Consider the following 25620-nt stretch of genomic DNA (forward strand, 5'->3'; position numbering starts at 1 on the left):
TTGACATATCAATTCCATGATACGAACAACATTTTGAATCTACTGAAGGAAAGTGAAACCAACGCCGTGATTCTAAGCCGAAAGCATTGAAAGGTGTAGCGAAATACCGATCATTAGCTATATAAACAACGTCACCTAGTCGAAGATTTGTTTAAGAAATTCAAAAATTATCTTCGCTTGGCGATTCGTTATAATAGATCACTTTATAATTTTATATTTTATTACATATTTATACATACAAGCCGAAATTAAAGCTAAGAAATTCTTGAACGTGCTCGTTATCTCGTTGTAGCGAGTTGCTAGGTGTAGGTGATTTTTCATTTTGTGTGACCACTTGTAAAATGAAGTACAATAATCAAAATTGAATACAAAATGGCCCAGGACTGGATTCGTGTAGAATAGAGTCACCCCAATACATTCACGGAATAATCCAATCCTGGACGATATTCATTTCATTTCAATCAAACGAGGGAAATAAAGCTACTTCTCGGTCAGGGAGCCGTTGTCCAATCCATTGACCGGGCGCTCGGCAGGAACCATCAGCCGAGACCTTGAGCGAATGCAGCACCCGAGGGGTAAGAAGACTCCGAAAGCACATAATGCCTACGTTTCTAGAAGAAAAACTTCGAAGCCCTAAAGAAAGTTGAATCCGGAGTTGGCAAGCGAAACCGAGGCAGACTTTGAACGGACGTATTCGCTTGAAGAAATTCAGCACTGCGGCAAAGCCTAAGAACTCCTCACGATGGTTTTTAAAACACTATACACCTGGTTCTATGTCGTCCGGTTAAGCCGAAGAAATTCTGCGGTTCTCTGGCATAAAGAACACGCCGGAAACCAACCGACAAACTTGTACGCTTTGCTATTGGAAAGTCGATCTGGCAGCGCCTTAAGGCTATTGCAACCGGGAAATATTCGATCACAGAGAGCTGGACAACCGTCGTTTTCAGCCATGGAAAGAAGCAAGACTTGCACCGCTACGTTTGTGGAGCGAAAAACGCGATTTTACCCAGCGATCAAGAGGCCGAAACGGGCCACTTTGTAGCTAGAAATTGCATTTGGCGTGCTGGCCAGGCAGTGTCCAAAGTCAGCTATTCAAACAGCGATGGTAGACTGAGGGAAGGAATTCGCTTGTCACGAATCGCTAGAGCGCCTGCACAGCGTGGACGTTTATTTCGCCCATCCATATTCCTCCTCGTAGCGAGCCTCAAACGAGAATATCAAACGGCCTGCTTCCGGATTTCCCACCTAAAGGCTACGAGTTTTGCACATGTAACCCATCCCATACTAAAAAAAGCTTTTACTTTATGAAAAATCCGCCTCGTACATGTTTAGGCTGTCAATCCAAGTGCAACCTTTTTCTTACGAACGGTTGCACTTGGATTGACAATTCATTAAATATATAAGAGTTAAAGACACGTCAATTCATCCAAAGCAAAATAGCCATTGTAGCCCTCCACGTATACGACTGCTCTGTGCCCAAACAACACCATGGCTTCCGTTCTTGTTATTAAAGCATTCTCATATCCTTTGCAGGTTACCTTTATTCCAATTGGATAGGCTTGATTCCAGTCCGACGTTTGCTGATATGCCTTATTAATTTTTCGTTCAAATTCGGCTTGACCTTCCTTATTCACTTCCTTGTGGACACTCGAGCTCGTCACTCTCGGACTACTGGAAACCCTCTGTTGAGTGGCTGGAGCTTCAACTTTAATTTTTGCAATGATTTTGCTTAGCACCCCCCCTGGACCAAGTTCTTCAAACTCCATTCCTCCTTGCCGAATCAAGTAGCGTATGCTATCGGTCCATCTGACCGATGAACACAGCTGTTCAGCTAAATTGGACATGATTTTTGCAGGATTATAAGGTCTCGCGGTCACATTCGAAATAACTGGAATCGTAAGTTCCGAATAGGAGAACTCTTTCAGGTACTGTTCAAACTCATCCTTTGCTTCCTGCATGTGGCGGGAGTGGAATGCCGCGCTAACATTCAGCGGGATATAATCAGCGCCTTCTCTTTCAAAATATGGCTTGGCACGATCGATATCGTCCTTGTTTCCTGAGATGACAATTTGCGTCGTTGTATTCAAATTCGCGATATCAATTTCCGTCAATTTGTTGTTTACTAGTACCGCTTTTATTTGATCTTCGATGAGGCCAACTACAGCAGCCATTGCGCCACCGGAGGCCCGGCTCATCAATTCCCCTCTTTTTTTCACCAGCTTTAGGCCTGTTTCGAAATCGAAACCACCCGCCGCCAAAATGGCATTGTACTCACCCAAGCTATGCCCAGCCAGAAAATCTGGCTTCGGGTTTCCATCTCTAAGTTTTTTCAAGTACGTCAGTGCATTGACTACATATAAGGCAGGCTGCGTATATTGTGTGAAACGAAGCTTTCCTTCGGGATTGTCGAGACAAAGTGTTCTGATCGAATAACCTAGAATTGCATCGGCTTTCTCGACCAAATCAGGGAATGCTTCGAAGAGACCTTCTCCCATGCCTTTCGCTTGCGAGCCTTGTCCTGGGAATACATAGGTTTTCATATGTGCCTCCTTTTTCTTTGTCATTGATAACTTCGAATAATTGAAACGCTTCTTAATCGATTAGGCCAGGAATGATGTAATCCTCCAGAAGCTCCCAGCGGTCGATAATCATTTTGTCCATCTTAGAAGCAACGATGACGACCAACTCTTTCTCAGGCATGCAGTAAATATATGTACCTCCTATTCCTGCCGCTATATATGTGAAAATTCCGTTATCTTCCCGTAACCACCATAAGTAGCCATAATCCTCAAGATGTTGTGACAACGACTCTTCTATCCATTTCTCCGAAACAATTTGTTTGTTGCCCCATTTGCCGCGATTCACATACAAATAACCAAAACGGGCCATCTCTCTTGGTGTTAACGTCAGCCCCCACCCACCAATGTTGTAATCCTGAGGATCTTTGATCCAGCCAGTAATGTTTTTTCCAAGCACGTCTTCTTTCGAGAATGACTTCATTTTCTGATCCGGAATTTCTCGAATACCGAGCGGCCGAAATAAATGTTCATTCGCATATTCGCGAGTCGAGACGCCTGTGCTTCGTGTTAAGATGGCCGACAGCAAATGTGCGCTAGACAAACTGTACTGAAAATCACCGGCTTTTCCTTTCTGGCCGAGCATTTCGAGAATAAACGACGTCCAGTTCTTTTGCCTCCGAAGTCGATCCAAAGGATCGCTCCCCTTCCATGCATATGGCGCCGTCATCGTGAGAAGATGCTTAATGGTCAGCGTACTTTTCAATAAAACGCTTGCTCTTGCGGTTGCCTCCGGAAAAAAGTCAATGATTTTCTGGTCAACACTTTGGATATGACCTTGATCGATTCCAATTCCGATCAAGGCAGAGATGATCCCTTGCGTAACCGAAGTCACATCATGAGGATCCTCCGGTCCAAAGCCGTGAAAGTATTTCTCATACGCGATGCTTCCTTTTCTAACAACTATGACGCTATTAATAAATCCAAGCTGGAAGTTCAGTCCGTTATCTAGCTCTTTCAACTTCTCTGGATTGATGCCAACCGATTCAGCATCTTGCGTTTCCCATTCCATTAGTTGATTCATCTCGCTAATCCCCCCAATTTTATGAATGAAGCTCCAAATATTTGCCGGTGATCGAATCAGGATTGTTTTTTAACGCTTGAGGTGGCCCTTCCGCGATGATCCTTCCTCCGCCTGATCCACCTTCGGGACCAAGTTCAATAATCCAGTCGCACGATTCAAGCACCTCATGATTGTGTTCAATGACGATAACAGAATTTCCGTTCGCGACAAGCTCGTTCAACAGCTTAATGAGCTGAGCTGTGTCATATAAGCTTAGACCAGTTGTTGGCTCATCCATCACATAGAGGATATTCCCTTTCCTCTTTTTACCGATTTCTTTTGCGAGCTTGAGTCTTTGTGCCTCTCCTCCGCTCATGGTCGAGGTCGGTTGTCCCAGCGTGATATAGCCCATACCAATCCGTTCCATGACTTCCAGGGTTGCAACGATCGCCTTATGCTCCTCAAAGAAGGAAACGGCTTCCGACACTTGCAAATCGAGGACTTCCGAAATCGTTTTGCCTTTGTACCGAACCTTCAGCGCCTCATCATTGTAACGTTTGCCTTTGCACTCTGTGCACGTCGTATAAATCTTCATCGTCGCGCCTGGAAAAACGGCTTTACGGCCGCTACCACCGCACTCTGGGCAAGCGCCATCCGAATTAAACGAGAAGTGTCCCGCGGACAAGTTGAGTTGCCGCGCTTCCGGTTGCTCGGCAAACAGCTTGCGGATTTTGTCCCAAATTTTTATGAAGGTGATTGGGTTAGAGTTAATACTCCTTCCTATCGGTGCCTGCGAGACTTCCGCAAATCCCGAAAGGTATTCTACGCCGTCCAGACTCTCTGCTATCGTTTCGATAAGGGTGGAATCGTCCTCGAAGTCGTTAGAGCTATCTTCAATATTTGTTGCACTGCTACTCTTCGATTGATCCCGGAAATAGCTTCTTAAAAAGGGGACTAGCGTATCTGAAATGAGTGAGCTTTTCCCACAACCAGAAACACCGGCGACCCCAACAATAACTCCTAGCGGAAGCGATACAGTCACATCTTTCAGATTGTTTGTTCTGGCATTCCGAATGGTAAGCCTTGGGGATGCATCATCCTGGAAAATATCAGATTTCAACCTTCGATCCGGCATCTTGACCCTACCGGACAGATACTGACCAGTCAACGAGGCTTCACATTGCAGCAAACCCTCATAGCTGCCCTCATAGATGACTTTACCGCCTTCTACCCCCGCTTTGGGCCCAATGTCGATAATATAGTCCGCCATTTCTATTGTGCTTTTGTCGTGTTCCACAACGATGACGGTGTTGCCCAATTCCTTCAGTGCATAGATCGACTTAAGCAACTCGGCCTTTTCCGATTCATGTAAACCTACGGTCGGCTCATCGAGAATGTAAATGAGCGACTCCATCTTCGATTCCAGATGCGAGTTAAGGAATAACCGTTGAATTTCACCGCCACTTAAGGAAGACATTTCTCTGTAAAGGGACAGATGCCCCAGGCGAGCATTGATTAACGAAGATGTCTTACGCAGAATATCCTGAATCAGGTTTATCCCAGACTGCGTAAAGCGTCCTTGTTCCAACACAGAATCGAAAAATGTCTTCAGCTCTACAAGGGTCATCTTACCTACTTTTCCGATATGTCTACCGTTGATGAATACTCTGCGTGCTTCTTCTCCAATACGGAACCCATCACATTCGGGACAGGCAATTAATTCGTACAAGCCATTCATATATTCGCCTTTTTTATGACGAATCTGCAATATTCTGGACAAGCAAAAGCTTTGATTGGCACTATTATTATTAATATAGTGGCCATTGATCACTTCATCTTTAATATCTTCTGACAATTGCGAGTACGGCATATCCATGTTTGATTTGAGATTTCTCTCAATTACTCTACCGATGCCGGGTGTTACGCCGATCGAATCAAAAATTTCGCGAACCGTAATTCTATCATTAGGAACCAATTTCTCCATATTGACATGATAGTAAGCGCCTCGTCCGGAGCACTTCATGCACATTCCGTTGGCGTTGTTGTGTGAGAAGTAGCTCATTTCCAGCCGCTCCTCTTCATTCCCACATTCGCTGCAGGTTAGGCCATTCTCAATGAGTGCCTCGCATTCGGAACAGGAAATTTGGCCTTCGCTAGCATAGAGGAGACCGAGAAGGCCCAGCAGCTGTGTCCTTGAGCCGACCGTTGATCTGGGATTGCTTTGACGAACAATGCTTTGCTGAACAGCGACCGTAGGTCCTAGGCCTGAAATACTGTCGAACTTTCGTTCGTCTTCAAGTCCCGCGAACATACCGATCGATTGAAGATATTCCCTGCGCCCTTCCTCGAAAATGATATCGAACATAAGACTGGATTTGCCTGATCCACTAACGCCTGTCGCAACAATTAATTTGTTTTTTGGAATAGAAATGTTGATTTCTTTAAGATTGTGAATACGCGCTGCCTTAATGTCTATACTCTTCATTTATTCATCTCCCGTTGATGTAGAATGCTTCCTTTCTTGTATACATTATACTAAAAAAAGAATCAAGCTCCTTTGTGAGCTTGATCTAAAGTAGGTGGATGATAGGAAGGATACAGCCATGAATAATACGCTATTTTTCTTCAAACAGAAAGAGCTATAACGCCCTATAGCATCTGCGATCAACTCAAAAACTACAGACATATTCCATGTGTACTAACCTCGTGCTACTGTACGTTTCAATGTCTATCCATCCGCCCCCCTCTGGTAGATTCCTCAAAATGCGAATAAAAAGAGAGCACGTTTTTATTCGATAGATAACGATTTTAAATAGGTATCGGGTATAGGTTCATCGGAATATAATTTCTCGCAAAATGTAACAATCCGTTCTTGTGACTCAGGCTCAGTCAACAACGTCAAATGATTGGATGCCTTTACCTTTAGAACAGTTAATGCAGGCATCTTCTCCTTCCATTTCGCAGCAAAGCTTACGTAATCATAGACTCGTCCTTTATCGACGAGGCGGAAATAGGATTCGTCTTCTCCAAATAGCGTCCCCGTTGGGTTACAGAAGTAATAACACGGTACATTGTGGGGATCAGACAGAGGCCATCCGTCATAAATAGCCGTGCTCATATCAAGCGTATCTAATATTTTCTCATATTGAACTACAGACTTACGCAATTGTTGAGGAGGCTTCGTGATGCCTTTTTGTTCGGCCAGCAAAACGAGCTGATCGAGGAATGCCTCGTCGGAAACGTCCGTTTGGACTTCATGATCAGCAATGAGTACCAATTGATCAGCTGACGAGAAAGCTAACAGAAGGTTGATGGCTCTTAACATTCGGTCTTTCTTTAAGTTACCTTGTGCTATCGTCAGCCACTCCTCTCTCATCGCTTCGTCTACATATATCGATTCCAGCATGACGATTGAATTCACCGTCTCGCCCTGCTCTTGCATCTGACGTGCCACTTCATAGGCAATCATGCCGCCCAAAGACAAGCCACCAAAATCGTACGGACCTTCCGGCTGAACCGATTGAATCATCTGGACATAATAGGCGGCCATCGCTTCAATTCCCTCAATTGGCTCATAGTCAGTCATATATCCTTTTGCCTGAACGCCGTAAAAAGGGCGCTCTATTTTATTAGAAATTAACCGATAAATTTCAACGCCACCAAAACCGCCGTGGAACCAGAATACGGGTCTTTTCTTATTTGACTTGTTTAATCTGATCAGCTCCGGATACTCCAATCGCTGGTCGAGCTGAATCGGTGCGGAAGGCTCTATGTGCTCTTCCTGTTCGTATGCTGATTCCCTAACGGTCATCTCGTTTTCTGGATCTTCGGATATAGAAATGACGTTAATAATCTCTCGAATCGAGATGCAATTATATATGGTCTCAAAATCAATGGACGAATCAATGGATTGCAACTGCTGCAGCACTTGCGTCAGAATGATTGAATCTGCTCCCAGTTCCACCATGGATTGATCTCTATCGATTTCGGAAGCATTGACGCCTAATAACGAAGCAAATAGGTTGATGATCCTGTTACCAATCGAGATGCGGGTTACGCCGCTTTCTGTAATGCTGTTTATGCTCTCTTTTACTGAGGCGATGGTTGCCATATGCCGATTACCGGATTCCTTATCCAGATGACGCACCTCTGGATTGGAAATCTGTAACCAGTGACGCTGCCGCTCAAAAGGATAGGTCGGGAGGGATACGCGCCGAGGCTTAGCGTTTGGATAGTGCATGTTCCAGTCTAGAGCCAGACCTCTCACCCATAAACTCAATAACTTGTTATACTCGCCCTTCTTGAACCATGCTTCAATGACATCCCCCATGCCTTCATCTTGCGCCAGCAGGGCAAGGACATCATCACGTTTGTTAACCTTCCCCTGGAATACTGCGTTACCCCGGATGTTATCTCCCTGAAGCCATGTTGAAAGCTTCATCCGAAGTTCATCGATGGAAGCTGCGGTTAACGCCAATCGTTCCTCGTGTGCCTCGCGCCCGACCTGCAGCGTGTAAGCGATGTCCCGCAAATCCTCATCCTGGAATTGCATTTTTTTCATCGCGTCCACCAACTGCTTAGCCTGTTCAGTTAGACGTTCTCCATTGGCTGCGGATAGTACGATGAGGGCGGGACTTTCTGGCATGATCTTCTCTCGTGACCGGTCCGGATGCTCATCTATATACTCCTCGATCATGACATGAGCATTTACGCCGCCAAAACCGAATGCGCTGACTCCTGCTCTGCGCGGAATATCAGGCTGAATTCGATCCCATGGCGTACTCTTCTCGTTGATGTAGAAGGGGCTTTCGGATAATTTAATATATGGGTTCAGCTCTTTAAAGCCCGGCGTACCCGGAATCGTTTTGTTTTTCAACGAAAGAAGCACTTTGATGACAGCGCCAATCCCTGCAGCTGTTTCCAGATGCCCGATATTCGTTTTCAACGACCCTAGGGCACAATGAGGCTGGAATGATGAAACACCATTCTTGCTGTACAGCTCGCTGAAAGCATTTTTTAGACCGGCAATCTCAATGGGGTCACCTAACCGAGTCCCTGTGCTGTGGGTTTCAATGTAACCGATGGTTGTCGGATCCACTTTTGCCTTGCCGTACACATCTATTAATAGGTCAGCCTGTGCGTTCGCATTCGGAGCGGTTAAGGATGCACTTTTACCTTTATGATTCTGTGCTGAGTTTTGAATGACCCCATGGATGTGATCCCCATCAGCAATGGCATCGCTCATTCTTTTCAGCAATATCGCGCCTACGCCTTCACTTCGAACCGTACCGCCAGCATCTTTGTCGAAGACATTACATTCTCCGTTATCACTGAGCATCCCCGCCTCGCTGAAATAGAGATGAACCGAAGGCGTTAAGATCACATTAACGCCACCGGCAATTGCCATTCTGCACGTGCCTCTACGTATCGCTTCCGCTGCTTTATGCAGCGCTACAAGCGAGCTAGAACATGCGGTATCGATAGGCTCACTCGGTCCGTGCAAATTCAACATGGAGGAAATCCGATTGACAAGCATGAAAGGCGTTCTTCCCGTAAGCGCATACGGATTATGCTCGGTTAAATGCTGATCGATAAGCTGAGCATAATCCTGGGTACCGATGCCGACAAAAATTCCGGTGTCTGTTCCCGATAAATCGGATGGCTTATATCCCGCTTCTTCAATCGCGCCCCATGCGACCTGAAGGAATAGTCTATGCTGGGGGTCCATTACTTCCGCCTCACGAGCGGATATGCCAAAAAAGGCCGCATCAAATTTATCGACCTCCTTCATAAACCCGCCCCACTTGACTTTGGGGTCGCCAAACGCTCGCCAATCGAATCGTTCTTCAGGTATTTCAGTCATTAGCTGCTTCTCCTGTACGAGATGATCCCAGAACTCGTCAAGATTATCGGCTTGTGGAAAAATCCCGTTCATGCCGATAATTGCGATCGGCTCTTCCACATCCTTTGTGTTCTGATGGACGGGCGCGTTTCGCTCGGAATGACTGAACCGCATCGGTTTAGCTGCTTCCGCTTTGAACAGTTCATTTTCTTCGAAAGAAGAAGGTTGCGGGACCGGATCCGACATCACATTCGTAGCTCGATCGGCTCTAGCCGCAACGGCACTGTCTACGAGGTCATGCCGGTAATAGTGACGAAGACGATCCGCATGCTTCTCGCACAAATGCTGTACCAATGACCGGATCGTTGGCTGCTCTAACTCAAAGATGACCGTCGGCATCACATCCAGCTCGTACAGATCGTTAATTTTATTAGTGAATACTGTAATGCTTATGGAATCAAAGCCGTACTGCATCAGGTCATGATCGATATCCATGTTTTGCATTTTTAGTAATCCGCAAGCGATCTCCACCAAATCCTCGTTAACCTTTTCAAACAGCGCTTTATTATCTGTTCGCACTACAGGAGGATGGTCTACTACTTGCTTCGGCTTGGCTTCAACCGGTTGAAGCCCTGCATTGCGTCTAATCTTAACTGGGTCGCCATGATAAACCATGATCTGATTATTACCTTGTAACATGGCTTGCTGCAGTGCATGTAGTCCGACTTCGCCCGTAACCGGATGAATGCCTTTTGTTGTTTTGAGTAGCTTGATCGTTTCTTCACTTAATCGCATTCCGAACTCCCCCTTCTTCCCAGTAGGGCCAGTTTATACTGATCGTCTTACCTGAACGTTTGTTACGAATCTGAAGATTCTCACGATATTCCGCAAAGGAATTAAGGAAGCTGTTGGCATAGGCATAATCTGACTGTCCGACATTACCCAGGTGCGACACAGATGAGAATAAAATAAAGAAATCTAACGATTCCTCTTTGGAAGCCTCATCTAACCAAATGGTGCCATTCACTTTAGGAGCCAGCACAGCCTTCATTTCTTCGTAAGATTTATTTACGATTAACTTGTCATCAAGGACACCTGCACAATGGATGATACCGTGCAGCGCCTGGAATCGGGCCCGTATTTGGGCTAGCGCACTTTCGACCTCTTCGCGTACGAACATATCTGCCTGAATATAGAGAACTTCCGAGCCTAACGATTCCAGCTCCTCAAGTAAAGTTTGTTTTTCGTCGTCCAGAGACGATCGACCAATCAGCGCCAATCTTGCTTGTGTCGTGCTAGCAAGATGCTTAGCCAACACAAGCCCGATCCCGCCCATCCCTCCGGTAATAAGATAGACGCCGTTGTTTCGGAAGGGCATCGGCTTATCGGTGGTCTCTTGTTCGAAATTCCCTTCTTTTAAACGCTTCACGAATCGACCTTCTTCTGTGTACCGAATTTCATCGCCATCCTCCGCTGCGAATTCGGCTGCTGCAATGTGTTCAGTAAGAACAGCTTCCGATTGAAGCCGGACAATTTTGTAAGCTAATTTCGGATACTCCAGCCGGACGGTTTTGGCAAAGCCGCTTATCGCTTCGCTGAGAGCCGAAGCAATGGTGCTCTCCTCGTTATAGATAAGTAGTAGCTTCACTTTTTCGTACGGAGCGACTTCCGTTAGAGACTTCGTCAAATAAAACAACGAGTATATTCCCTCGTTCATTACCACATCCAGCTCATAAGAAGACGAATGATGCGACCACATGTGAACAATCTGACTTGGCAGTCTATCTTTCTGCTTAAGATCAGAGAGAAGCTTGCGATAATCGTCTTGTCGCTCCGGATTAATCACATAATTATCGTTGAGGCCATCTTTGAATGCTTCGCCAGGCTTCACGAGAATGATAGGAAAATCCGATTTGAAGGCATCCCGCGCTTGTTCGCTGTCGGTAAAAATAAGTAGCGGCCCGGATATGTTGCCAGGATGTAGCTCCAAAGTCGCCTTCTCCCAAGAGTTGTGATAATACAAGGTTTCCAGCTTATCTGAAGTTGAAGGACCCGTTTCCAATGTAGTCGTAATGGTTCGAATCGAATAGTTCCGAATGAAGGCCACTATACGGCCTTGTGGATCATATAAGTTCAAATTGAACTTTGAAGCACCTGTCTTGTTAGAATCCTGATCCGTCCGTGTCGCATAGACATAGCATTGCTTCGGGAATGGCCGTATCACTTCGACCTCATCAATGGAGAACGGCATGAAAGGCGAAGTATCTCTTCCCTGTAGCAGCCCGACGATCGTCTGCAGGCACCCTTCCAGCAAGGAAGGGTGCAGCGTAAAGGCATCGAAGTTCCCTTCTCTCTCAACCGGCAATTCGATTCGCGATATCGCTTCGGATTCGTTATAATAAAGCGCCTTAATTGGCCGGAATGTCGGGCCGTATTGGTAGACATCCGCAGAAGCATTCGATTCATAGAAATCGGTATGCTCGATACGATCTGAGCATCTTTCCAAGCAGCTCTCTATATCAAAGATTTCATGTGATTGCTCGATATTCCGCTCTGTATCCATATCCGGGTGAACTTCAAGCTTTCCTTGCGCGTGAATGACCTGCTGTTCCTGTTCGTAGGTACATACTTTAAATTCGATCTCATGATCAAGCGGGGTAAGTACAATTTCCATATCACGAGACGTCCCCACAATGATGGGACGTGCCCAAACGATCTGCTTAATCTTATGGATCTTCCGCTTTGCCGCCAGCTCACCGGCTGCCCTACCCATCTCGATGTAGGCTACGCCTGGCAAAACCTTTTGATGATGGATGACATGATCCACAAGGAAAAATTCGTTACCTGTTAGTGTTGTCGTATATTTCTGCGCCACAAAATCCGACGTATTACGGTCGATGAACGGATGAAGCTTTTGGGCTGCTTCCTTTGCTATTGCCGCCACAGGCTTAGTAGAGGATTCCGCTTTCCAATACCTCTCTTGCGCAAACGGATACGTCGGAAGACTGACGCGGCGAGGACGCGGGGCATTATTATAGAATAAGGTCCAATCCAGATTCAGCCCGTTTACCCACAGCATAGCTAGTTTTTTCTTTTTATCCTTCATGATCCATTTGCCAATCAACTCAGTTGAATCCTCATCCCGCTCAAACCATTGAATAGATGCTTCGGCCTGCTTGGCCTGCTTCTCAAAACAATTATCGATGTTCATCTTGCCTTCCACATAAGCCTCCAGTTTGCCGATTAAATCTTCGGTATCATTGACCAGAAAGATAACTCGGCTACTCATCGTTTCACGGCCAACCTGCAGCGTAAATGCGATATCCGATAAATTCGGATGGCGATTGCCGCTTCTCATATAGTGAAGGAGCTCAAGCGCGTACGCTTTGAGACGATCGTCGTTTCTGGCTGATAGAGGAATCAAATAAGAAAGACCGTAATCTGATTCTGCAAGGCTTTCAACCGGTTTCATCTCGGTATATTTCTCGAAAATGGCATGAGCATTTGTCCCGCCAATCCCGAACGAACTAAGTGCCGCCCGGTATGGATGAGGGCGATTCTCCAAACTTTGTAGCTGATCTACTACATAGAAAGGTGAGTGACGTAAATCGATCTCACGATTCGCTTCCTTGAAATTCAGTGACGCGGGGATCTGATTGTGATACAAGCTTAATGCGACCTTAATACAACCCGCCAAGCCTGCGGCAGTATCCAGATGTCCAATGTTCGTTTTAACCGATCCGATTCCGCAAAATTGCCGTTTTGTCGTGTATTGATTGTAGATTTGGCTAAGTGCAGCAATTTCGATCGGATCGCCCAGCTTGGTGCCCGTTCCATGCGCTTCGATGTAGCCGATGGTTTCCGGATCGATCTTCGTTGATTCCAGTGTACTTTGAATGACGTTGGCCTGCCCTTTTATGCTGGGTGCATAAAATCCAACTTTGTCCGACCCGTCGTTATTCAACTTAATGTCTCTTAACAGTGCATAGATATTGTCCCCATCTTCGATGGCCTTCTTCGCAGACTTCAGTACGATGACAGCGGCGCCTTCTCCGCCAATCATCCCGTCAGCCGAAGCATCAAAGGCTTTCAAATGACCGTCTCCCGAAAAATTCAGACCTGGCATATGGACATAGCCAGCACTAGTTGAAGAGTGAATTGTCGATGCCCCGACTAGAGCGTAGTCGCTCTCTCCCGAACGCAGGCTTTGAAACGCGGAATACATCCCTGCTAAAGACGAGGAACAATTGGAATGGACAGAAAAGCTCGGTCCTTTCAGTCCCAGTTGGTATGAGATCATCGTCGGAATCGTCCCCGCTTGGCCTAGTATCCATGATACATACGTATCGGCGTCATCGACGACATGAACCTGTTTCGGATCGTCTGGCGCCTGATAGAAGTTGTTGCTTGAGGACATGTACACGGCTGTGTTCGGAATATCCTGAGCACGGTAACCGGCATCCTCTACCGCTTTCCAGGAATGAAGCAGTAAAAGCCTCATCTGCGGATCCATCATTTCCGCATCCTTAGGCGAAATTTTGAAAAACTCGGGATCGAACAATTCTTTGCCATCTATCGTTAATTGGATAGGCACATACGACGGATTCTCAATAAGCTGTTTGTCGATGTTTAACTCGTTTAACTCTTCTTCGGATAGTAGACGAACACTTTCTTTTCCTTCCCGCAAGTTCTCCCAAAATTGACGGTAGTTGTTGGCATCGGAAAACTGACACGAGATGCCTATGATAGCCATGCTATCTTCAACATAGGCCGGATACTCGTGTTGCTGGTTACCGCCCTTGCTGTTTTTACCTGTGGGGTACAACGGAGTCTGTATGGCTTCAGGAAGACTCTTCACTTGAACATGGAGCTGTCCCTCACTTTTTAAATCCAGGATAAATTTACTTAACTCTCTAACATTGGCATGCTCAAAGAGGTTCGTTACCTTAATTTCGCAGTCCAGCTTCCTGCTAATCCGATCCGCTGCCGCTACAGCAGTGAAGGAGTCTCCGCCTGCATCAAAAAATCCGTCTTCCATGCTAATTTCATCAACGCCGATAACGTCCTTCCAAATCGCCACAATAATTTGTTCGGTTTCCGACTCCGACATCGCATTCATTGCTACGCGATCCGGTTGTACTTCATTTCGTTTGGATAGCTCTAATCGGTTCACTTTGCCATTTGGCGTCAGCGGGATCGACTCAATCTCCGTAAATACGCTCGGAACCATATGAGCAGGAAGCCATTTCTTCATATACCTACGCAGTTCTTTCAGAACGAGATCACAGTGGCGCTCCTGACCACTGCGCACATAATACGCTCTTAGCTGTACATGCTCTTGATGATTGTGAATAACGACGGCACTTTCACGAATCCCCGGATATAGATTGAGTCTTGTTTCAATTTCGTTCAGTTCGATCCGGAATCCATGCAGTTTCACTTGGTTGTCGATCCGTCCTAAATATTCAATTTCGCCGCCTGCGAGCCATCTTGCCGAATCTCCAGTCCGATAAAGCTTGGTACCTGGTTGAAATGGATTGTCGATGAACCGTTCCGACGTAAGCTTAGGCAAATTTAAATACCCTCTGGCTAATCCATCTCCGCCAATATAGAGCTCGCCCGGAATGGAAACAGGGACCGGCATCATTCGGTCATTCAGAATATAGATTTGCGTATTGGCGATCGGCTTGCCGATTGTGATCGGTTCATTCGGTTTAATCTGCTTGAGCGTAGACCATATCGTCGTTTCCGTCGGTCCAAACATATTCCAGACTTCGCTATTCGTTTCCAAAAAGAACTGCTTTAACCGCTCCGGAAGAGCTTCGCCTCCACATAGAATTTTAATTTGTTCTTCGTTCCGCCAACCATAAAGAAAAAGCGCCGTCCACATCGCGGGCGTCGCTTGCATTATCGTAGGTCGAACGACTTTAATTTCCTGCTGAAGTAACTCGACGTTCTTTTGTTTAGCCGTACTGCAAATATAACAGGCCGCACCGCTGATTAGAGGCAGATACAATTCCAAGCCGGCAATATCAAAGCAATACGTAGTTACGGCGAGCAATTTATCTTCGGACGTAATAGCGGGTTTCCGTCCCATCGATTGCAGGAAATTAGTCAGAGCGACATGCGGAATCATAACTCCTTTTGGGTTACCTGTGCTGCCGGACGTATAAATCACGTAGGCTAAATGATCTGACCCTGATGGTTTCTGCATTACCACCTGGCCACTTGCCGTTTTTTCGATGGTCTCCCAATACGTATCCAGCGGGATGGCTGTAACTTCATTACTTAATAGTTCATTCAACTTGTTCATTAATGCCGATTGACTGATAACAATGGATATCTGGCTGTCTTCGATCATATAGCTCAAGCGTTCAGACGGATATTCCGGGTCTAAAGGAACATAGGCGCCACCGGATTTAAGAATCCCTAGCAAACCAACGATCATATGTAATGATCGTTCGAAGCTGATCCCCACCAGGCTATCGGGCTTAACCCCTTGTCGCTGCAAATAGATTGCAAGCTTCGTGCTTCTCTCGTCCAATTCCCGGTAGGTGAGCGACACGTTCTCATAGATAACTGCGGTCGCCTCGGGCGTTTTCCTAACCTGTTCTTCAAATAATTCATGTACGCATTTGTTCTTCGAGTACGTGATCTCTGTCGCATTCCAATTCAAGAGAATGGTTTGTTCTTCTTCCGCTGAAAGTAGCGGATATTGTCCAAGCGCACGCTCCCCGTTACCGATCACTTCTTCCGTTAATCGTACAAAGTATTCGGTCATCCGCTTGATCGTTGAGTCATGGTAAAGGTCAGGATTGTACTTCATATTAAGTTGGAAGCGATCGCCGTGCTCAAATACTTCTAACGCAAGTCCGTATTCTCCTTCCTGATGAATCTCCTCCACTAGCTCAAAATCTAGAGCGTTATGATAATCCGCAAACTGCTTCATCTGGCTGGAAGAAATAAAATTTTGATAGAAATATCCGACCTGGAATACCGGCGCATTCGATATCGAGCGAGGCAAATTCAGTTCTCTTACCATTGCAGAGAACGGATAGTCCGAATGATCCATTCCGTCGAGCATCGTCAACTGTAACTGTTCAGCAAACTTCGTAAAGCCTTCCTCTTCGTCAATTCGACTACGAATTGGAATCATGTTGATGAAATAACCGATTAACGACTCGAATCTCTCTTCCGGCCTTCCTAAGCTTGCCATTCCGACAATCAGCTCGCGCTGATTTGAATATTGATGTAGCAGCACCTTAAACACAGCTAGGAAAAAAGCCGGCAGACTGATGCGCTGAAGTTTGGAAAACGATTTGATTTTATCTTTAAGCTCGGACGGAATAGAAACGCGATGCGTCTTCCCTTTAAATGTGGCTGCAGAATGACGCGGCAGATCGGTTGGGAGGTCTAAGATCGACAGTGTACCCGACAATTGCTGCTTCCAGTAGGCACGATGCTCTTCCCCTTTCCTGCTTGCCAGCATTTCCTGTTCCCAATCGATAAAATCATAATAGTGTGAGGAAGAGGAAACGCTTGTTAGCGATTCCCCCTTTGCAAGAGCAATATAAGCATCCAATAAGGACTTTACGAGAATTGCAACTGAACTGCCGTCAAAAATAATATGGTGGACATTGATTAACACCCAGTGCTCGGTCTCGGATCGCTCGAACACATGAACTCGCATTAATGGACCTGCATTAAACGAGAAGGACTCGCTAGCCTTCGTACGAATAAATGGGATAATCTCTTCATAAAACAAATGGGAAATATCCCCTCTCGTGATTGCTAGTTTCTGTGATTGCCGAGAGGTTTGAAAAGGAACACCGTTTTCCTCTTCAATGACAGTCTTTAATATCGGATGCTGCTCCAACATATACTCCAGCGCTTGCCTGAACAAATTAACATCCAGTCGTTTTCGAATACGGAAGCAGATCGGCAGATTGTAGGCGCTCATGCCGGGTGCTACTTTCTCCAGCATCCATAGACCCTTCTGTCCCTCGGATAGCGTTTTTTTTGCCAAAAATTGAGGGGTCAGCTCTTGAAGCTTTTGACGTAGCTCGGATGTTGATAATTTGCCTTCTCTATACTTGTCCAACAACTCTTTCGCTATCATTATCCATCTACTCCTATACATTTTTCTAGATCATCAAGCTTGATAATGCCTTGAATAAACTTCTCCATTGCTTCGATAACTTCTAGATCTTTGTATTCGCGCTGCATGTTTTCTTTAGTATCCTGATTGTTATGTTGACTAGTTCCCAGTTTTGGAACCAAGTATGCTGAAATGGAACGAATCGTTGGGCACTGAAGAAGTTCGCGACCTGAAATCGTGAGATCGTAATGTTGTTCGACATTCCGAATAAATTTCATCATCAGAATCGAATCTACACCATAGTCTTGCAGGTCACGATTCACGTTGATACTTTGTTCAGCGATTTCGAGCTTCTCTGAGAAAAACCCGATGAGATACCTCTCGAGCTCTTCCTGAGTTGACATCACGACGTTGACCAAAGCATTATCATCCACTCGAACTTCCTCATTCGACTTATCACGCTCCGTTAAACGTCTTTTTGTTTCCGCTGGAATCCAATAACGTTCCTTTTTGAACGGATAGGTCGGTAACGGGATGAGCCGCGCTCTATCCTCATTAAATAATGCATTCCATGCCACTTTGCCGCCATTTACCCAGTGTATGGCGATGATGTCGAGATTTCCGCTCTGCACAAACTGTTGTACCAGCGACTCTTTTTCATTCATAAAGGAAAGCGCTTTTACTTGTAATGCCTCCTCTGCGTTGCCGGTAAAAATCGGAACTACGCTATTGATCTGTTGACTGCCCTGATCGGCTTGCAAGTAATCATTCAGCCCCTGAATAAGTTCTTCTTTGCCTTTCGTTACAATGGCTAACCGACTCGGCATCGCTTCCCTTCCAGATTGAAGCGTATAGGCAAGGTCGGACAATGAGAGATGATCAGCCATGGAAATGTGATCATGCATCTGCTTTGCAACGGCATGAAGTCTTTCACGATCTGCAGCCGAAAAAATAAAAATTCGGCTTTGATCTTCAGCGATATGCTCATTCGATTCCTTCGAAGGATCGATATACTCTTCTATAACAGCAAAGGCATTCGTTCCGCTATTCGCGGATGTACTGATCGCACCCAGGCGCGATTGATCAGCGCATCTATTCCATGTCTGATCGCTTGCACTCGCCAGAAACGGCGCTTTTGAAAAATCAATATCAGGGTTACTCGTATTGAAATTATGCAGACCCAACATCGTCTGCTCTCTCATTGCCACCAGCATCGTTATTAAACTGACGATCCCCGAAGCAGCAAACGTATGTCCGATTAACGGTTTAATCGAACTAATATAACCTAATGGCTTTTCAGATGAATAGCTCCCAAACGCTTTGCGCAAGCCGTCAATTTCTGCAGCATCTCCCAGTTTGGTCCCTACGCTATGCGAAATCATATATTGGATACCTGAAGGATCGATCTGGTATTTATCCAGCGTGTCGCTAATCAGCTCCGCTTGCCTGATCGGATTTGGCGCCATCATACCATGGCCTTTCCCGTTATAGTTGACACCACTGCCTTTGATGCAACCGTAAATATGATCCTTGTCGCGAATGGCCTTAGATAAAGGCTTGAGCAAAACGGCGGCAACAGCTTCACTCGGCACCATACCGTTTGCGCGGTCATCAAATACATGAGACTTCCCCGTAGGGGAAATCAAATCTAACATACTCATTCCGATATGCACTGATGGTGAGACGAACAGGTTGATACCACCAACTAGAGCCATTTCGCAATCGTCCTGGCGCAAAGCTTGGCAAGCTTGATGAAGGGCAACCAGACTGGAAGAGCAAGATGCCGTAATCGATAAATTAGGACCTTTCAAATCTAGTAAATAGGCAATACGAGCGGATAGAATGGCATTCTGATTGCTGTAAAACTGTCCCTGCTGCTTCACCATAAATCCATAATCACCTTCTTCAATCCCTACGTACACGCCGCACGATTTCCCTTTTATTCTCTCTTCCATATACCCTGCATCTTCTAGCGCATGCCACGCCTCTTCCAGAAACAAGCGCTGGCATGGATCCATGATATGCGCTTCCTTCGGTGAAATTTTAAAAAATAACGGATCGAAGCGATCGATATCGGTAAGAAATCCTCCCCATTTCGAAGGACTTCTTCCAACTTCACCCGATGCTTCTCCATTATAGTCCCGCCAATCCCACCGATCTTTCGGAATCTCAGTAATGCTTTCTTTACGATGCTTCAGATTCTGCCAAAGCTTCTCCACCGAATCCGCCTGAGGGAATCGCCCACTCATCCCAATAATGGCGATTGGCTCAATTAATTTCTCCATGTTGGAGTGGATGTGGTCGAGATCCAATCCTTTATCTTTGCGCTCTTGTGGGGTATTGTCACTTTCGATCTCAGCTTTCCTTTCATTCAGTTCAATTTCCCCCTGATAAAAATGTTCGAGCGTTTCTTTATGATCCTGCACCAAATATTCGCTAATCTTGCCGATCGTGGAATAACCGAGTAGTGAGGATGGCGTAATCTCAATGCCGTATAAGCTCGTGATCCTTCCAGCAAATTCGAACAAATTGATGGAGTCAAAGCCGTATTCTAACAAATGCTCGTCCACGTCCAGTTTCTCGACAGGCACATGATGCAGCTGGCTGATTGCTTCTTTCAAGTCCCGCTCCACGAATCGCACGACGTCAAATGCTTCATTTGCTTTGCTGTTGCTGGTGTTTGAGAATGCAGGAGATTTGAAACGAACGATTTCTTGCTCCTGTTCCTGCTGTAATCTTAAAAATTTGTACACCATGCTCCTTTGGCCTGTCATAACCAAGTGCTGCGATTGAGGCGCCATCAAGATACGCTCAAAGATGGACAGTCCCTCTTCAGTTTCCAAATAACGCTGGCCACTAGATTTCAAGTATTTTTCGTTATTGTCCTGATCGAATCCCATGCCACCATCCCGCCACAGCGGCCAGTTGATTACAAGAGTTTTGCCCAATACTTCCTGTCTCGCCTCCAGCTTGTTTCTATATCGGGTATAGGCCATTTGAAAGCGGTTCCCGACAGCATAGTCGCAAGTGCCGAAATCTCCCATAATAGCGGCAGACGAAGAAAAATAACAGACGAAATCAAGCGGTATCCCCTGCAGAAGTTCATCCAGCACGAGCGTTCCATTAATCTTAGGAGAGATGACCTGCTCAAAGTTTGCAATCTCTTTCTTGAAAATACTTTGAGGATCGACTAGTCCTGCGGCGTGGATAACACCGTCTATATTCCCGAATTTTCGTCTCGCTGTCTCCAGCCCATCATTCATCCGCTTCTTGTCGCAAGAATCCGCCTGAATATAGTGAACTCTGCCGCCTATATTCTCGATTTGTCGGATGAGTTCCAGCTTTGCGTCATTCAGTTTTGACCTTCCGCTCAAGATCAGATTAGCACTGTAATTCTGTGCGAGGTGTCTTGCAAAAATAAGCCCAAGCTTGCCGAGTCCGCCGGTTATAAAATAGGTGCCTCCGGCTTTCAGCGGAACCGTCCCTGGGGCTATGCTCGTCTCTCTCATTTTGCATTCGTATCGTTGCCCTTCTTCATACAGCACGCTTTGGACGCTGTCCGCTGCCTCCAGCTCTTTGTATAGCCGCATCATTATGTCTTCAGTTAGCTCTTCTGGTTTCACATGCTCTTCCTGCTGGATGACTGCCTTCATGCGCGTCTTCGATACCATCGGTCCGATAGACCGTTCGAAGCCAATCCACGACTCAAGATAGCAACGCTCACGTTCATTTCTATACGATGCACCCAGCAGAAGCCTTTCTGGCTCCAATTTAGCAGATGCGATCGCTTGTAAAATATAGACGATACTGCTGTAGTCCTCTATACATGCCCGATCTTCATACGGCCAAAGGTAAAGAACGGCAGAAATTTCGTTATATGTGGCTTTTATGCTACGGAATGCTTCTTCATACGCTTGCTTTTTATTCCTGTCAATGTAAAACGTCTGCTCATAATCGTTCCGAAGACCCGTGTGTTGGGACAAGAACACAATATTGGCTCTTGGATTCCGAGTTTGAATGTACGTCTTGATTCTGTTCTGATTACCCGGCTCCGAGAGAAAGCATACGATAGTTTTCAATTCAATTGCCCGATAATCAAATAAAGGATTTTCTTCCCAATCCTCGTTAAACAACATGGTTTCAACATGTTCTTTCTGCTTGTCATCATTCATTTCTAATAGTGCTGAATCGGAGGCCGAGCAATGACGGGCAACAACTTCCTCGGTATTGCGCCTGCCCCCCTCTTCATTGATCTGAATCCAGCATCGCTCTTTGGCAAACGGATACGTAGGCAATGAGATCCGCTTCGGCTTCCCATTACTGTAGAAACGCTCCCAGTCAATTTTTGCGCCATTCACCCATAGATCCAATAATTGTCCCGCGTCGCGGAGCTCTAGATACCGATATGCTGCATCAAATATCTCTCTACTTGCCACCGACCGTGCCGGTCCCCCTTTTAACGCTTTGGCCGGACTGCGGTAGATATCCTCATTGTTTTCGCCACCTTCCAGATAGCGCTCTAACTTGGTCTCCAGTTCATATAATGAGGTTGCCGTCACTGCCAACCGGGCATCCATACTTCCGCGACCAACCTGCAGCGTATATGCGATATCCGTCAAGTTCTTATTCAAATACTGACCCTTTTCCAAAGCCTGAACAAACTGATGGACATATTCTTTTAATCTGCTATCGTCCTTTGCCGACAAAACAAACATCATTGGATTTTGATCTTTGCTGTTTGGTCTAGAATCAGGGTTTACCTCTGGGAGATATTCCTCGATGACCAGATGCACGTTTGTTCCGGTTGCTCCGAACGAATTGATCCCTGCGCATCGCGGCTGATTCGATGCCGTTTCCCACGGCTTTAAAGTTGTATTTACAAGAAAGGGACTGTTCTCGAAAGACATTTTGGAACTTCCATTCTCATAATTCAAGGTCGGAGGAATTTGCCCATGCTCGATCGATAACAGTACCTTAATGAGCCCTGCAATCCCAGAGCCGAAGAAAGCATGACCGATATTACTTTTTAAGGCCCCCAGCGCACAATAACCCGTGTTTGAGGTGAATTTCCGGAAGGATTCCTTCAGCGCTTCATATTCTATGGCGTCGCCTAGTTTCGTACCCGTTCCGTGTGCTTCAAACATCGTGATATTCGCAGGATTGATATTGAATTTCTCGTATATACTGGTTTGAAGGCGGCTTTGTGCCAATCCGCTCGGAGCAGTCATTCCATTCGTTTTGCCATCCTGATTCATGCCCCAGCCCCGAATAACCCCGTAGATATGGTCATTGTCTTCAATCGCCTTGTCGAGTAGTTTGAGAACAACAACCCCAATCGCTTCAGCAACTACGGTCCCGTTCGCCCGCTCATCGAAGGTGTGGCAGAGACCATCAGACGACAAGAGCAGGGATTGACTTGAACCTATCATGACATTCGGTGTCGTATATACCGAGCCACCGCCAACAATTGCGCTTTCACAGTTGCCCAATACGAGGCTGTCGCAAGCTTCCGCAACAACCGTTAAGGTCGAGGAGCAAGACGTATCTATCGTCATCGCCGGTCCAACTAAATTCAGCAAATAGGAAAGCCGACATGCGGAATACGAATCTGTCGGAAGGTAATAGGTTGGGATCTCTTGTTGTATCGTCATGGAGTAATCCCCTTTGGCGCAGGCAAACACACCCCAAGGCTTGCCACTCAGATCCTCTGGACTATAGCCTGCATCTTCAATCGCTTTCCACGCTTCTTGAATGAACAATCGCTCGCTAGGGTCCATCAGCTCCGCATCCCGCGGCGATATTTTAAAAAATAGCGGATCGAATTTATCGATATCCGTTAGAAACCCGCCCCATTTCGAGTAGGTTTTACCCGGTGTTTTCGGATTAGGGTCGTAATAATCGTTTATATCCCAGCCACGATCGCGAGGCGCCTCCCTTACACTGTTGCGTCCGGTTTTCAAGTTTTCCCAAAATTGCTGTACGTTGTCCGCATCCGGAAATCTCCCTGACATCCCAACAATCGCAATGGACGGGAGAGAAGTTCGTTTATCATTGTCCGGGACGGGTCTTCCCTCATGCAGGGATGCATGCATGCGTTTCGTAAAAATGTTCTTGCAATGATCATAGAAAATCTTTACGCTTTGATCTTCATGCAAAATATCGAAATGGTTATCTCCAGCTAAAATCGTCGTTTTCAGCTTGGGCAATAAGGAAGACCATCCTTGAAGAAGCGGCATAAACGACCCCATTTCATGCTGGATTCGCTCCAAATAGTCCGGGTTCCAGAAGGAATGGGATACAGCATCAGCAGATTCCGTTCGGAACAACACGGCTGTCAGATCATTAGGACGTGGCAGCTTCTGGACCTTGTAATTCTGAATAGCTCGCAAATTGGATTGATGCACCTCTGACATAGAGCGCAATTTGAATGCCAGTTCTTCTTCAGAATGCTTCAATCCTTTTTGTTTGCAAAGCTTGACGACATGCGAGACCAGACCATCATCAGAAACATCGCGAATATCATGGTCCGTCATTTGATAGAAGTTCCAATCGATCGTAACGTCAGGTCGCTTCCCTTGGAAAGCTTCATTCCGATTCAAAAGTGTGAGTAATAAAAAATTCGCATTCATTAATAGGTTGTTTCTGAAGGTCGTTTGGAAAAATTCTGTCTCCCTACCTGTAATACAGGGCGACTCCACAAGAAGTAGCGAGTCGACTTGTTTGTCCTCCATTTGCAATTGCCGTGTCATTTCATAAGCTACGGTCCCGCCAAATGAAAAACCGGCCAGGTTGTATGGCCCTTCCGGCTGTACGGCTTTAATTATTTCGCAATAGTATCTAGCCATCTCATGAACCGACGTGAAGGGTTGATGTTCAGAGGACAGAAAGCCACGTGCTTTAATAGCGATAATACGAAATTCGCCGTCCGTTTGGCTTGAGATTCGATTGTAAATGCCTACATCTCCAGAAATCGGATGAATCCAGAACGTGCATGGCCCGTCTCCGTCTGCGGATAAAGGTACGATTTCCGGATATTGCCGAATAAGATGGCGTAGACGTTTTTTTAACGGTTGTTCGGCGGATGCAGAAGGTGGAGCATTCTCTCCGTCGCCACACAACCGAAGAAGTTCACCCAAACTTCGATCATTGAGATCATGGATCGATATTGCAAGTCCGGACTTGTCGTGCATAAAGTTCAATACTTCTGCGAAGTCCAGGGAATCGAGACCAAGCGTTTGTAGGCTCTGCCGTTCATCCAGCTGCATGGTATCTAATTTTCTATAGAGCAGCTCCAATAGCTGTTTTTTGGCTCCTGGTTGTTTCTTTTCCTGGCTTCTTACCGGTAACTTCCCGCCCCATGGTCGATGATCAACGTCGTATTCAATAAGTACACCATAACCTTGATTCTCATCATCCTTCGGTCTGTAATTATCCAACAATCCTAATATCGTTGCCCCGTGCAATTGATGAAATTTTAATATTGGATCTTCGAATAGACCGTTCCGATGAATCTGAACTAAATATTGCTGAAGGGTAGCGCAATTCGATTTCAGAAAATCACGGCAGCGCGTGACTGCATAAACATGATGGATTTCCTGATGTAAGGAAAAATACTGCAGGATAAATTCAAGCAACTCACTGCCCCATCCTTTATCTTGATAGAGAGGCATAATATTGAGCGCAATAAACTGAATGCATGAACCTCTTTGATTCCGAAATGTTGAAACCGTCATCGATTTGACCTTTTTGATGTCGTCCTTCCGGATTCGCTGCGTATAAATGACGCCTCTTACGATTCCCTCATATTCCAATACAAACGTGAAGCAGGCCGGATCAACTAATCGCTGCTCGATTTCCACTTGGTCAGTTTGAAGAGGAACTGCCCAACAGTCCCCCTCAATTTCCATTAAAGCTTCAATATCTTCCGGTACCGCTAGACGGATACAATAATCGCGCCTAACAAAATAGTCGTCATGGTACTTGCCGCTTTTCAGCTGGCTTTCGGCGCTGACATCGGGAAAAAACCGCTGCGCGGAGGCATGCAGCAGTTTTTCGTTTGAATGTACGTTAAGCATAGCTTTCATTTAACCTCCTCGGTTTC

Annotated in this window: 6 protein-coding genes and 2 pseudogenes; all 8 read right to left on the reverse strand. The window is 45.9% G+C overall.

From position 1 onward, the window contains the following. Window positions 1–1406 precede the first annotated feature (1406 nt). The 8 genes and pseudogenes from fabD to FFV09_RS02325 all read right to left on the reverse strand — a co-directional run bounded on the left by fabD (window position 1407) and on the right by FFV09_RS02325 (window position 25603). A complete protein-coding gene (fabD, locus tag FFV09_RS02300; RefSeq protein ID WP_141446185.1) occupies window positions 1407–2540 on the reverse strand; it encodes an ACP S-malonyltransferase in 1134 nt (377 codons plus the stop codon). 52 nt (window positions 2541–2592) lie between these two features. Then, entirely contained in the window at window positions 2593–3600 is a 1008-nt protein-coding gene (locus FFV09_RS02305) for a serine hydrolase domain-containing protein (RefSeq protein ID WP_141446186.1), read from the reverse strand. A gap of 19 nt (window positions 3601–3619) precedes the next feature. Further along, window positions 3620–6064: an excinuclease ABC subunit UvrA gene (locus tag FFV09_RS02310; protein ID WP_141446187.1), complete on the reverse strand. Its 2445-nt coding sequence runs from the start codon at window positions 6062–6064 to the stop codon at window positions 3620–3622. A gap of 303 nt (window positions 6065–6367) precedes the next feature. After that, window positions 6368–10216: a type I polyketide synthase gene (locus tag FFV09_RS02315; RefSeq protein WP_141446188.1), complete on the reverse strand. Its 3849-nt coding sequence runs from the start codon at window positions 10214–10216 to the stop codon at window positions 6368–6370. Beyond that, window positions 10203–12527 (reverse strand): SDR family oxidoreductase, encoded by a 2325-nt coding sequence (locus FFV09_RS24510; protein WP_425472301.1) that lies wholly within the window; start codon window positions 12525–12527, stop codon window positions 10203–10205. The genes FFV09_RS02315 and FFV09_RS24510 overlap by 14 nt, the downstream gene beginning before the upstream one ends. 48 nt (window positions 12528–12575) lie before the next feature. Next, a pseudogene (locus FFV09_RS24515) lies at window positions 12576–14174 on the reverse strand (beta-ketoacyl synthase N-terminal-like domain-containing protein); the annotation flags it as partial. Window positions 14175–14327: 153 nt separating this feature from the next. Continuing rightward, window positions 14328–17561: pseudogene (locus FFV09_RS24520) on the reverse strand (non-ribosomal peptide synthetase); the annotation flags it as partial. Continuing rightward, the gene (locus FFV09_RS02325) at window positions 17540–25603 is read right to left on the reverse strand and encodes an SDR family NAD(P)-dependent oxidoreductase (RefSeq protein WP_141446190.1); all 8064 of its coding nucleotides are present in this window, start codon (window positions 25601–25603) and stop codon (window positions 17540–17542) included. The pseudogene FFV09_RS24520 and the gene FFV09_RS02325, both read right to left, overlap by 22 nt. Window positions 25604–25620: the final 17 nt, after the last annotated feature.

Origin of the sequence: Saccharibacillus brassicae, assembly GCF_006542275.1 — a bacterium.
GTDB classification, from domain to species: Bacteria; Bacillota; Bacilli; order Paenibacillales; family Paenibacillaceae; genus Saccharibacillus; species Saccharibacillus brassicae.